The 11187-nt window shown below is 62.3% G+C and carries 13 protein-coding genes; 10 read left to right on the top strand and 3 right to left on the bottom strand.

Annotation, left to right across the window (positions count from 1 at the left end; translation table 11 throughout):
* The 6 genes from RSB01_RS02975 to RSB01_RS02950 form a co-directional block, all read left to right on the top strand.
* The coding region (locus tag RSB01_RS02975) for a TonB-dependent receptor (protein WP_332625057.1) at nucleotides 1–2956 on the top strand (2956 nt) is incomplete at its 5' end.
* Between the two features lie 141 nt (nucleotides 2957–3097).
* Nucleotides 3098–3676: a hypothetical protein gene (locus tag RSB01_RS02970; RefSeq protein ID WP_332591963.1), complete on the top strand. Its 579-nt coding sequence runs from the start codon at nucleotides 3098–3100 to the stop codon at nucleotides 3674–3676.
* Between the two features lie 3 nt (nucleotides 3677–3679).
* Nucleotides 3680–4942, top strand: a complete 1263-nt coding sequence (locus RSB01_RS02965; RefSeq protein WP_332619314.1) for a dicarboxylate/amino acid:cation symporter — start codon at nucleotides 3680–3682, stop codon at nucleotides 4940–4942.
* An 88-nt stretch (nucleotides 4943–5030) separates the two neighbouring features.
* A complete protein-coding gene (locus RSB01_RS02960; protein ID WP_332590975.1) occupies nucleotides 5031–5243 on the top strand; it encodes a hypothetical protein in 213 nt (70 codons plus the stop codon).
* A gap of 170 nt (nucleotides 5244–5413) precedes the next feature.
* Entirely contained in the window at nucleotides 5414–5740 is a 327-nt protein-coding gene (locus RSB01_RS02955; RefSeq protein ID WP_332619323.1) for a helix-turn-helix transcriptional regulator, read from the top strand.
* On the top strand, nucleotides 5737–6855 hold the full coding sequence (locus tag RSB01_RS02950; RefSeq protein ID WP_332619315.1) for a hypothetical protein: 1119 nt from the start codon (nucleotides 5737–5739) through the stop codon (nucleotides 6853–6855). Before RSB01_RS02955 ends, RSB01_RS02950 begins: the two co-directional genes overlap by 4 nt.
* A 9-nt stretch (nucleotides 6856–6864) precedes the next feature.
* Here RSB01_RS02950 and RSB01_RS02945 read toward each other — a convergent pair.
* Nucleotides 6865–7622, bottom strand: a protein-coding gene (locus tag RSB01_RS02945) for an IS5 family transposase (protein WP_332590972.1) whose coding sequence is annotated in 2 segments (ribosomal slippage) — nucleotides 6865–7301 and nucleotides 7301–7622 — 759 coding nt in all. Because the reading frame shifts where the segments join, the coding sequence is not laid out codon by codon here.
* Nucleotides 7623–7759: 137 nt separating this feature from the next.
* On the opposite strand from RSB01_RS02945, the gene RSB01_RS02940 reads away from it, so the two are divergent.
* Nucleotides 7760–8287 carry a methylated-DNA--[protein]-cysteine S-methyltransferase gene (locus RSB01_RS02940; RefSeq protein WP_332590971.1) on the top strand — a complete coding sequence of 176 codons (528 nt, stop codon included), beginning with the start codon at nucleotides 7760–7762 and terminating at the stop codon, nucleotides 8285–8287.
* A gap of 60 nt (nucleotides 8288–8347) precedes the next feature.
* On the opposite strand, the gene RSB01_RS02935 is transcribed toward RSB01_RS02940, so the two are convergent.
* Nucleotides 8348–9136, bottom strand: a complete 789-nt coding sequence (locus tag RSB01_RS02935; protein WP_332619316.1) for a tetratricopeptide repeat protein — start codon at nucleotides 9134–9136, stop codon at nucleotides 8348–8350.
* A gap of 58 nt (nucleotides 9137–9194) precedes the next feature.
* Nucleotides 9195–9704 (bottom strand): N-acetyltransferase, encoded by a 510-nt coding sequence (locus tag RSB01_RS02930; protein WP_332590969.1) that lies wholly within the window; start codon nucleotides 9702–9704, stop codon nucleotides 9195–9197.
* A 105-nt stretch (nucleotides 9705–9809) separates the two neighbouring features.
* Here RSB01_RS02930 and RSB01_RS02925 point away from each other — a divergent pair, with 105 nt between their 5' ends.
* The 3 genes from RSB01_RS02925 to RSB01_RS02915 all read left to right on the top strand — a co-directional run bounded on the left by RSB01_RS02925 (nucleotide 9810) and on the right by RSB01_RS02915 (nucleotide 11034).
* Entirely contained in the window at nucleotides 9810–10211 is a 402-nt protein-coding gene (locus RSB01_RS02925) for a host attachment protein (RefSeq protein WP_332590968.1), read from the top strand.
* Between the two features lie 113 nt (nucleotides 10212–10324).
* Nucleotides 10325–10597 (top strand): hypothetical protein, encoded by a 273-nt coding sequence (locus RSB01_RS02920; RefSeq protein WP_332590967.1) that lies wholly within the window; start codon nucleotides 10325–10327, stop codon nucleotides 10595–10597.
* 89 nt (nucleotides 10598–10686) lie between these two features.
* Nucleotides 10687–11034 (top strand): DUF3060 domain-containing protein, encoded by a 348-nt coding sequence (locus RSB01_RS02915; protein ID WP_332590966.1) that lies wholly within the window; start codon nucleotides 10687–10689, stop codon nucleotides 11032–11034.
* Nucleotides 11035–11187 lie beyond the last annotated feature (153 nt).

The following is an 11187-nucleotide window of genomic DNA, read 5'->3' as shown; positions in this document are numbered from 1 at the left end:
GGCTGGTGCTGCTGCGGTTTCGATGGCCATGCTGATTCCGGCAACTGCTGTTGCTCAAGATGCTGACGCCGAAACGGCGCAGGTTGAAGAAATCGTTGTGGTGGGTTCGCGTATCCGTCGCGACAACTATAATGCGCCGTCGCCGACCCAGGTCGTGACCCGCGAAGAAGCAACGCTGCAAGGCTTTGCCTCGACCACTGAAGCCCTGCAATCGACCGCCATCACCGGTGGTACCTCGCAGGTCAACAGCTCGTATGGTGGCTATGTCACCAATGGCGGTCCGGGTGCCAACACCATCGGTCTGCGCGGCATGGGCCCGAGCCGTACGCTGGTACTGCTGAACGGTCGTCGTGTATCGCCGGCCGGTTCGCGCGGTTCGGTGGGCTCGGCCGACCTGAACGTGCTGCCGACCTCGATGATCGACCGCGTGGACGTACTGCGTGACGGTGCGTCGTCGGTTTACGGTTCGGACGCTGTGGCCGGTGTGGTCAACATCCAGACCCGCAAGAATTTTGAAGGCCTGACCTTCGAAGCCCAGATGAACTCGCCGCTGGAAGCCAATGGCAATGGCGGTTCGACCCGTCTGTCGCTGACGGCTGGTGCCCGTGGTGACCGCTGGCGTGCCTCCGGTTCGATCGAACGCTATGAGCGCGACGAACTGACCCTGGGCGACCGCGACTTCACCCGTTGCCAGACCGACGGCTTCCGCTTCGGTAACGACTATATCGACCCGCTGACCGGCCAGTCGAAATGCTATCCGATCACCACGACCGGCTCGAACGGTTCGTCGATCAACAGCATCGGTACGGGCAGCCTTGCCGGTATCGGCGCAGCCGGCGTGCCGGACATCGCCTATGCCAATGGCGTGACCTTCAACCGCTGGCGTCCGAACTCGGCCATCACCTCGGGCGTGATCGGCTTTGAAGGCGTTGGTGGTTCGTACATCAACCCGAACGATCCGACGAAGAACATCGCTCTGGATGTCAACATCCGCGACACCTTCGACGAGCGTATGCTGAACGAGTCGCTGATCTCGCCGGTCGACATCACCACCCTGTACGGTGAAGCCGGTTATCAGCTGAACGCTCTGGGCAATGCCGAGGTTTACGGCGAGTTCCTGTTCAACAACCGCAAGTCCAAGCAGACCAACTATCGTCAGCTGGCTCTGGACTATGCCAAGGGTTCGGCCCTCATTCCGGACAACCTGGCCTGGAGCACCTTCTCCAAGGATCAGGGCCTGAACAAGGGCGCAGATGTCGGCGTTCGTGCCTTCATCGGCTTCGGCAACGACGTTGCGACCCAAGACCAGAACTTTGTTCGTGGCGTCACGGGCCTGAAGGGTGACTTCTTCATCCCTGAATGGCGCTATGACATGTCGGTCAGCTATTCGCGTTCGCGTTCGGAATATACCAGCCAGCAATTCCTGACCGACCGTCTGTCCGAGACTCTGGACGTGGTCGAAATCGCACCGGGCAAGTTCCAGTGCGCGCAACTGGCCTCGAACCCGGGCTGCATCGCCGCTCCGGCGCTGTCGACCGACGTCATCGGCGGCAAGCTGCCGAAGGACTGGGTTGACTATGTCTTCCGTCCGGTCACCGGCGTCACCACCTTCGAAGAGAAGATCGTCAGCCTCGGCATCGACGGTCCTCTGTTCTCGCTGCCGGCCGGTGAAGTCATGGGCTTCTTCGGTGCTGAATGGCGCGAGTCGGAAATTGACGACACGCCGGGTCTCGATACCCAGCTGGGCAACACCTACAACTTCTCGACCTCGTCCATCACTCGTGGTTCGGACAATGTCTGGGAAGTCTTCGGTGAACTGGAAGTGCCGCTGCTGCGCGATGCGCCGCTGGCCCGCGAACTGACCCTGAACGGTTCGTTCCGCTACACCGACTATGACTCGTACGGTGACGACACCACCTACAAGATCGGCCTGGTCTATCAGCCGATCGCCGGTGTGACCTTCCGTGGTACCTATGGCACCTCGTTCCGTGCTCCGGCGCTGTTCGAACAGTTCGTAGGCGCAACGACCGGTTATCTGTCGAACACCAACGACCGCTGCAACAACTACGGCGCGCCGAACGTCAACCCGAACCGCGTCGCCAACTGCGCGTCTGAAGGTCTGCCGACCGACTGGCAGTCGACCACCAGCGTCGAGGTTATCACCTCGGGTGGTGCTGATGCCGGTCTGGCCGCTGAAACCTCGACCAACATGACCGTTGGTCTGGTGCTGCAGCCGACCCTGCCGCAGGGCTGGGGCGATCTGGCCTTTGCTGTCGATTACTATGAAATCGAAGTCGAGAACGGCGTATCGCGGACCGGCGCAAGCCAGATCCTGACGCGCTGCTATGACTCGCGTCCGGAAGACTTCATCAACAATACGGGCTTCTGCGCTCTGGTCAGCCGTAATGCCGATGATGGTCAACTGGTCGTCAACGACAGCTATGTGAACCTGGCCACGGACAACGTGAAGGGTCTGGACTACACGCTGCGTTACCGCAACGACGTCGGTCCGGGCACCGCGATGTTCAACCTGGCCGTCACCCAGTACACGGAAATCTCCAGCAAACTGTTTGCTGATGATCCGCTGGAAGACGACAAGGGCATGATCAACAACCCTGAGTTCACCGCCACGGCAGACCTGTCGTATGCGTGGAACAACTGGCGCGTGCGTTATGGCGTGGAATGGATCCAGGGCACTGAATCCTACACCTATTACGAAGAAGATCCGGCCACCAGCATCTACGATCTGGCTGTTGACGACTACTGGCTGCACAACGCTTCGGTCCAGTACAACAACAATGAGTGGACTGTGACGGCAGGCGTTCGCAACCTGTTCAACGACAACCCGCCGACCATCTCGTCGGGCGTTTACAACCGCGTTGGTAATGCGCCGCTGTACTCGGGTTACGACTATCTGGGCCGCACGGCCTTCATCAACCTGGTCAAGTCGTTCTAAATTTTAGACTGACATGAGCGGTCCGTCCTTTCGGGGACGGAGATGAAATGGAAAGGGCGGTGGATCGAAAGGTCTGCCGCCCTTTCTCTTTGCGTGTAACGGTGCCAAGGTCGGTTCGGGTATTTCGCTGGGGAGCGACAGATGACGTTGAATATCAGTTGGATATGGGCGGCACGTATCGCCAAGGTGGCGGCGTTGTTGCTGTTCTTTCTGCCGTGGGTGGCGGTGAGCTGTAATGGCCAGCCCCTGATCGAGGCCAGTGGATACCAGTTGCTGACCGGATCGCCGCAGGTGGCCGATATTCCGGTGCCCAAGGAGAAGCTGGATGCCGCATGGTGGGCCATTGCCGGTGCCATCGTGATCGCGCTGGGACTGGTTGCCAGCTTTGCCCTGAAGGGCGCAAAGAATGCTGGCCGTGCGGTGCTGGTCAGCAGTGTTCTGGCCATTGCGCTGCTGGGGGGCGGCATGGGCCAGATGGTCGGCCAGATGCGCGGGGCGATCGAAAAGGAAGCCGGTAAGGCGGACAAGGGTGGCTCGGAGATGCAGGCGCTGGAGCGTCAACTGTCGCAGATGATGGGACAGGCCATTCGCGTCGAGATCAAGAACGGGTTCTGGATGACGCTGGTCCTGTTGGCGGCGGCGGGGGCGTGCGGTGTGGCGACACAGGTGCCGCAGCGCGGACGCGGACCGGTATCGGTCGATAATACGGGCGGAGCCTGATCCATGCCCAAGACGCGACGCTTTCTGACTTCGTTGAGTGTGCAGGTGCTGTCGGCGCTGGCACTGGGTTTGGTGGTCGGTATGGCCGCCCAGCGCTGGGGCCTGCCCGGCGGGTCGGAGACGGCTGATTTTATCCAGTCGATCGGCCAGTTATGGCTGAACGCGTTGCGTATGACGATCATTCCGCTGGTGTTCAGCCTGTTGGTGACGGGGGTGGCCTCGATTGCCGATGCGGCCAAGGCGGGGCGGATGGCCATGAAGGCGGTGGCATGGTTTGCCGTGCTGATCGCGTTCTCGGTCTGTTACTCGGTGGCGGTGTCCTATGGTCTGCTGAGCCTGTGGCCGGTGGATGCGGCGGGGGCCAAGCTGTTGCTGGCGGCGGCACCCGAGGGCGCGCAGGTCGGGGCAGGGGCGCCGTTTGGCGAGTTCCTGAAAACCATTGCGCCGTCCAATCCGATCCGTGCGGCGGCCGATGATGCCATCCTCGGTATTGTGGTGTTTGCGGTCTTCTTCGGCTTTGCGGCGTCGCGCTTGCCGGAGCGTTTGCGTGTGCCGCTGACGACCTTCTTCGAGGCCGTGGGCGAGACGATGATTATCATCGTGCGCTGGGTGCTGGTGGCGGCACCGATCGGTGTGTTTGCCCTCTCGCTGGGGGTCGGTCTGACGGCCGGGGCCAGCGCGGCGGGTGTGTTGCTGCACTATGTCGTGGTGATCTCGGTGGCCTGTATCGGTATCGGCCTGTTGTTCTATCCGCTGGTCATGGTGTTTGGCCGTGTCAGTCTGGGCCGCTTTGCGCGGGCGGCGGCACCGGCGCAGGTGGTGGCGTTTTCGACGCAATCTTCGCTGGCCAGCCTGCCGGTCATGGTCGAGCGGGCCGTGGACATGCTGGGCGTCAAGCGTGCCACAGCGGGCTTGGTCCTGCCGCTGGCCGTGGCGGTGTTTCGCGTGACCTCGCCGGTGGCGAACCTCGGGGTGGCGCTGTATTGCGCGCATCTGTTCGGTATCCAGCCGAGCGCGGGGCAGTTGGTGGCGGCCATGCTGACGGCGGCGCTGATCTCGGTGGGGACGGTGGGCTTGCCGGGGCAGGTCAGCTTTTTTGCCTCGATTGCGCCGATCTGTATTGCCATGGGCGTGCCGCTGGAGATGCTGCCGCTCTTGCTGGCGGTGGAGGTCATTCCCGACATCTTCCGTACACTGGGTAATGTAACGGCGGACCTTGCTGTGACCCGTATGGTGCAGGGTCATGACGACGTGACGGAAGGCTGAGCCGAACACGCGATTGTCAGTCGCGCGAGAGGCGAGCGGCTTTGACAGCGGTGCGGGCGTGGTGCTGACTGCGGGGTGGAGGACCGCCATGCTGTCAGACTACGACCCGAAACCGCCAAAGGGCGAGGGGCACTGGACCCTGTTACAGCAGCGGCTGGAGCGGACCATGTGGCAGTGGGACAGGACGGATCCGGGCGGAAAGGCCAGCGTTACCCGCTTTGTCATCATCAATGATCCGGCCAGACTGGACTTTGATGATTTCGAGGAAGCCGAGAGCCTCTTCGAGAAGATGGAAGACTAGACGGCGCTATAGGCGGCTTTGAAAGGGCGGGCGGGGGCTCGCCCTTTTTGCTGTGTGCAGATTCATGGAACGGCGTTCTTGACTCTTGGAGTTGCTGTGTTGCATACACTGTGTGTCACACACTATGTGGCAGCAAGGGTAGCGGGTGTGTTGTGGCGACTGAGGACGTGATTGCCAAAGAGGCCTTGTTCGAGAGCTTGCGGCTGGAACTGCGGCGCGGGTCGCTGATCCTTGCGGTGCTGGCCCAGCTGAGGCGCGAACAATACGGCTATTCGCTGCGCATGGCGCTGTCGCAGGCGGGCGTGGAGATGGAGGAGAGCACCCTCTATCCGCTGCTACGTCGTCTGGAGAGCCAGGGGCTGTTGGTCAGCGAATGGCGCGAGGAGGAGAAGCGCAAGAAGCGTTTCTACCAGCTGTCTGTCGAGGGTGAAGAAATGTTGGCGCGACTGGCGGCCGAATGGCGCGCCCTGTCGGCCTCTGTGGAGGGAATGCTGTGAGTGCATCCGACAAGTCTATGGACATGATCGATACCTATCTGGGCGTGGTTGCGGCGCAGCTGCCCAAGGATAAGGCCGAGGATATCGTAGCCGAACTGCGCGACGAGATACTGGCGCGCAAGGAAGACCGCGAGGAGGCGCTGGGGCGCGAACTTCATGAGGCGGAACTGGAGGTTTTGCTGCGCGAGGTCGGGCATCCACTGGTAGTGGCGGCGCGTTATAGCGATCGCCCGCAAGGCCTGATCGGGCCGGAGCTTTATCCGTGGTGGATGTTTGCGGCGCGGCTGGGCGTGATTGCTCTGGCGCTGTTGGCCCTGGCGCGGTTGATCCTGTCGGTGTTGTTTGGTGGAGAAGAGCTGGGGCGGGCGCTGGGCCATGCGGTCAGCGGCTTTATGAACGGGGCCATTAGCGTGGCCGGTGTTCTGGCCATTGCCGGATGGGTGATCGAGCGTCAGCCGAAAAAGCCTGAGTTCCTGACCGACTGGAAGGTGCGCGATCTTGGCCTGTTTGCATGGGCGGGGACGATGGAGCGCAGCGGGCTGGATTTCCTGCGGGGCAATGTGGTGTCGCGCAACAAGGCCAAGGGGACGCCGGTGGCGGACCGTTCGGACTTTTCGCCGGTGGCGGGGGCGGCGACCAGCGCGGTGTTCACCCTGATTGTGCTGCTGTGGTGGATCGGGGCGCTGGGCGGGGTGCGGATTGATCCGCTGCGTCTGCTGGACGGTTATGATCTGGGTGCGGCCCTGCGCGAGGTGCATCGTGCCATCTACTGGCCGGTGGCAGCGGTGCTGGCGGCGCGCGTGGTGTTTGATGGTCTGCGTGTGGTGACGGGCAGTCCGGTGAAGCTGACGGCGGCGGGCGATCTGGTCTTTGCCTTGGCCAATATGGGCATACTGGCGTGGATATGGACGGCATCGCCTCTGTCGGAACTGATCCGCGTGGGATCGGCCAATGACTTCTGGCAGCAGATGCTGAGCCGTGACAGCTGGGCCATGAATCCGGTACCGACCCTGCTGATGGGGATCGTGGTGTTCGGGTTCATCTGCGAGGCGGTACGGGCGGTGCAGTCGCTGGCCTCGCTGGTGCTGGATCGCAAGATCGGGCGAAACCACTAGGCTCAGGACTCATAGCCAGAAGAGCACCGTAGCGGCGAGCGCTATGGCGGACAGGAAGACGGTCGGGCAGCGATCATAGCGTGTGGCGATGCGCCTCCAGTCCTTCAGCCTGCCAAACATGATCTCGATGCGATTGCGTCGTTTGTATCGGCGCTTGTCGTATCGGATGAGCTCGGTCCGGGATTTTCGGCCTGGGATGCATGGGGTGATCCCCTTAGCCTGCAGGGCGTCCCGGAACCAATCCGCGTCATAGCCCCTGTCTCCTAGCAGCCATTGCGCTCTGGGCAGGCTGTCCAACATCGCGGCGGCGCCAATGTAGTCGCTGACTTGGCCCGCCGTCATAAACAGGCTGATGGGGCGTCCATTCGCATCGGTCACGGCGTGAAGCTTGGTGTTCATGCCGCCCTTGGTGCGTCCGATCAGCCGCCCAAGGCCCCCTTTTTTACCGCGAGGCTCGAAGCCGTGCGGTGCGCCTTCAGATAGGTCGCGTCGATCATGACCGTGCGACGCTCGGTCTGAGCGCCAGACAGCCCCTCCATCATCCGAACGAAGACACCAGCCTCACTCCACCGCTTCCAGCGATTGTAGAGCGTCTTATGCGGCCCATAGGCCGCTGGCGCATCCCGCCAGCGCAGGCCGTTGCGGTTGACGAAGATGATCCCGCTCAACACCCGACGGTCATCCACCCTGGGCTTGCCGTGGCTCTTCGGGAAATAGGGCTCCAGCCGGGCCATCTGCTCGTCCGTCAGCCAATACAGGTCACTCATAATCCAAACTCCTTGGGAGCCTGAATCAGATCGCGCGCATCATATCAATGGGTCCTGAGCCTAGGGCTGCTTGAAGGGGGGCGAAAACGGGTTCAGGCTCGTTTTCGTCCGGTCGAAAGACAGTCGCGGAGGCGCGAATGGCGCAGTACAAAGGCGAGACAATCGGGGTGGGCCAGATGGCCACGCCTCTGGGTGATATCCGTCTGGCCTTTGATGGCGGCGGGGCCTTGATGGCGCTGGAATGGAGCGTCGATCACGGGCGGCTGGAGCAGCTTTTGGGCAAGCAGTGGCCGGGGGCGGTGTTCGCGGAACAGAGCGTGCCGGAGGCTTTGAGCGCGGCGCTGGATGGCTATTTCGCCGGTGATGTGGCGGCGTTGAACCGGATTGCCGTGCGCACCAATGGCACCGATTTTCAGGAGCGGGTCTGGGCGGCCTTGCGGGCCATACCGACCGGCGAAACGCGCAGCTATGGCCAGATTGCCGTTGCGGTGGGCAGTCCCAAGGCGGTGCGGGCTGTCGGGCAGGCCAATCGCTATAATCCGGTCGGGCTGGTCAATCCTTGCCACCGCGTGATCGCTACGGGCGGCGGGCTGGGCGGTTATGAATGGGGCCATGAACGCAAGACATGGTTGCTGGCGCACGAGGGCGTCAAATCCCCAAACTGACGCCCCAGACTGACGCCCTGAAGCGGCCTATCGCGCGGGCTTGTGGCGCATGAAGGCGATCTACCGGCTGCGGGTCTGCTGGGCGATATAGGTGAGCTGGTTGTGTGAAAGCTGGTCGTCGGGGTTGAGTTCGAGGGCGGCTTGGTAGCTGGCCTTGGCGTCGTCAAAACGGCCCAGTTCGATCTGGCAGTAGCCCTGACGGCGCAAGAACAGGTCGCGGTTTATGGCGAGGACGAGGTCTTCGCTGGCAAGGGCCTCGCCCGCCAGTTTCAGGCCGGTTTCGCATTGGCCCATCTTGGCATAGGCGACAATTCTTTCGGCCTGAACCTGGGGGTGGTTGGGCTGGATGGCCAGCAGGCGGTCGGCATAGGCGATGGCGGTAGGGTAGTCCTGACGCTCGACCGCTTCGAAGGCCAGTATCTGGGCGATCATGCCATAGGTGTTTTCGATGGCGTGGATGCCCGAGGCCTTGCGACCCTCGTCTGTGGCGAGCAGGGACAATTGCAGGGGCAGGAAGACCTTCATATCGGCGCTGCGGACGACGATGGCGTCCCCGATATTGGCGACGATCGTATAGTCGGCGGGCATGCGATCAAGGGCCGCCTGAAGTGCGGGAACATGTCGGCGCAGCGCCGAGGGGCCAGAGCGCTGCATATCCTGCATGACCCGTTCGAGCAGTTTCTTCTCTTCGAGTTCCTGCGGGGATTGCAGCACCGGCATAGCGGTTTGCGCGGAATCGCGGGTGGTGGCCGAGGCGAGTGGAAGTGGCGCGCCCGACTGGGCGGCGACTGTGGCCGGTAGTGCAAGCAAAGCCAGCAGTAAGGCTAGGGCAAGGGGGCGAACGGACATGGGCGTCTCCGGAAGATTCGGAAGAACGCTGTCATGCGGTTACAAGCGGCGCAATGGCTTAGCTGGCAGCGAAGGCCGGATGATAGGTGACGGTACCGGACAGCGCCGGGCCGTTGAGGGGCAGGGACTGGAAATATTCGGCCGGAACGCCCGGATAGACGAGGGCGGGACCTTCTGCGGGGGCTGCGCGGAAGCCGAAGCGGGCATAATAGGCGGGTTCGCCCAGCAGGACGCAGCCATTCGTGCCCATGGCGGTGATCTGGTCGAGGGCGGTGCGGATCAGTTTGCTGCCGATGCCGTGGGCCTGATGGTCGGGATGAACGCTGACGGGGCCGAGGCCGAGCCAGTTGTGGTCCTGGTCGTCGATCAGCACGGGCGAGAAGGCGACATGGCCGATGATCTGGCCGTCCTGTTCGGCCACCAGCGACAAGGTCAGGGCATCAGCGGCGCGCAGGGCGTCGATAATGGCGGCCTCGGTTTGCTGGCTGTGGGGCATGTTTTCGAAAGCCGCCAGAGTGACTTTGCGGATAGCGGCGTGGTCGGCGGGGGTTTCAGGACGGATTTGCATGACCTCACTGTCACCTGTGCGGGGCGATATGACAAGATGGGGGCAACGGAACGGGGGCTGGATCGTTGGTTTGGGTGTGGGGGCGTTTGATCCGAGGAGAAGCTGATGAACCTGCCGAGCAACAGTCTGGTCTGCGTCGTGGATGGCGAGGTGCTGCGCCTTTACCGCAATACCGGGACGGCGATCGAGGTGGCGTTGAGCGCGGTGCCAGCCCCGCCGCTGGAGGAACGCGTTGTGGGGTCTGCGGGACGGATTTCGACCGAGGCCAATCCCGATAATGACACCCAGGCCGAGGATGGCCATGCCATGAGTGTGGCGCTGGCGCTCAATGACTGGGCGTTGAAGGACAAGTTTGAAAAACTGGTGGTGATTGCCGCGCCCAAGACCATGGGCGAGTTGCGCAAGCATTGGCACAAGGCGGTTCAGGAGCGGCTGCTGGGCGAGATCACCAAGACCCTGACGGGGGCCTCGACCGAGGAGATCATCAGGGTGATCGACGCGGCCTAAGGGTACACATTTATGCATGAACACGGTCCGGTGGCGGGTGTCATCGGACCGTTTTGCTTTTCGGCGCGGTTATGCGAGGTTTTTTAGAAGATCCATGAGGGTGGAGGGCGCAGATGTCGCATGAAAAGAAGATCGCAACGCCTGACAATGACGGGCGGCGGGTGCTGCTTTATTTGTCGCTGGCGGGCGTCGTGGGGCTGGTGCTGTGGACGGTGGTGAAGACCGAGTTGCGGGTGCGCGAACTGGTGGCGCAGGGCTTTACCGATGTGGCGATCGATAGTGCGCGCAACCATGCCTATTTCCCGCTTTTCGGCAGTTTGCTTGGGGCGGCGGTCATGATTGGCGTCGTGGTGACAGTGAAGCGGTTCTTGCGCGCCAAGGGCTAGGACGGGCATTTTAGACGACTGTCACAGGATCGAAAAAGGCTTTGCCTACGTTATGGGGGAGGTCAATCCGGACCCTGTATGGAGGCGTGATGTCCCCTCTTTCGTTTGTATTGCTTGCTATGGCTGTGTCGGGTCAGGCGGGTTCAGTTGATTTCTCCTCGGACCTGATTGAAGTCGTGGGTGATGGTCATCATCGGACCATTCCGTGCGAGGGACGTGCGGTCGAGGTGGCCGGTGTGAACCATGTGCTGACCTTTACCGGAGAGTGCGCCAGCCTCGAGGTTGTCGGCAGTCATAATCAGGTGACGGTGCAACTGGCACCGGGGGCACCGCTGTCGGTGGCGGGGACCAATCACACCGTGCGTTGGCGCTCGAGCGGGCAGCCGCGTCAGAGCATCGAGGGCGTGAACAATCGGGTCGAGCGTCTGCGCGATTAAGCGGCGCGCGATCGTGCGACCCGCAGGGCGGCATAGCTGACACAAGCCCTCTGGCGACTGTTGTGCCAAACGTGTGGGGCATGAGATCACCTTCGGTGCCGCTGGGTCCCCCGATCTACGCCGCGATGCGGCTTGTCGGAGGATGACGGCGGG

The organism is Brevundimonas sp. (assembly GCF_036659295.1).
Taxonomy (GTDB): domain Bacteria; phylum Pseudomonadota; class Alphaproteobacteria; order Caulobacterales; family Caulobacteraceae; genus Brevundimonas.
The sequence above is the reverse complement of the archived record's forward strand: the minus strand, read 5'-3'. Positions and strand labels throughout refer to the sequence as shown.

What these genes read in the sequence shown, in the direction of transcription:
- RSB01_RS02970 (WP_332591963.1), top strand. Translation starts at nt 3,098, where the DNA reads ATGACGTTGAATATCAGTTGGATATGGGCGGCACGTATCGCCAAGGTG.
- RSB01_RS02965 (WP_332619314.1), top strand. Translation starts at nt 3,680, where the DNA reads ATGCCCAAGACGCGACGCTTTCTGACTTCGTTGAGTGTGCAGGTGCTG.
- RSB01_RS02960 (WP_332590975.1), top strand. Translation starts at nt 5,031, where the DNA reads ATGCTGTCAGACTACGACCCGAAACCGCCAAAGGGCGAGGGGCACTGG.
- RSB01_RS02940 (WP_332590971.1), top strand. Translation starts at nt 7,760, where the DNA reads ATGGCGCAGTACAAAGGCGAGACAATCGGGGTGGGCCAGATGGCCACG.
- RSB01_RS02935 (WP_332619316.1), bottom strand. Translation starts at nt 9,136, where the DNA reads ATGTCCGTTCGCCCCCTTGCCCTAGCCTTACTGCTGGCTTTGCTTGCA.
- RSB01_RS02930 (WP_332590969.1), bottom strand. Translation starts at nt 9,704, where the DNA reads ATGCAAATCCGTCCTGAAACCCCCGCCGACCACGCCGCTATCCGCAAA.
- RSB01_RS02925 (WP_332590968.1), top strand. Translation starts at nt 9,810, where the DNA reads ATGAACCTGCCGAGCAACAGTCTGGTCTGCGTCGTGGATGGCGAGGTG.
- RSB01_RS02920 (WP_332590967.1), top strand. Translation starts at nt 10,325, where the DNA reads ATGTCGCATGAAAAGAAGATCGCAACGCCTGACAATGACGGGCGGCGG.
- RSB01_RS02915 (WP_332590966.1), top strand. Translation starts at nt 10,687, where the DNA reads ATGTCCCCTCTTTCGTTTGTATTGCTTGCTATGGCTGTGTCGGGTCAG.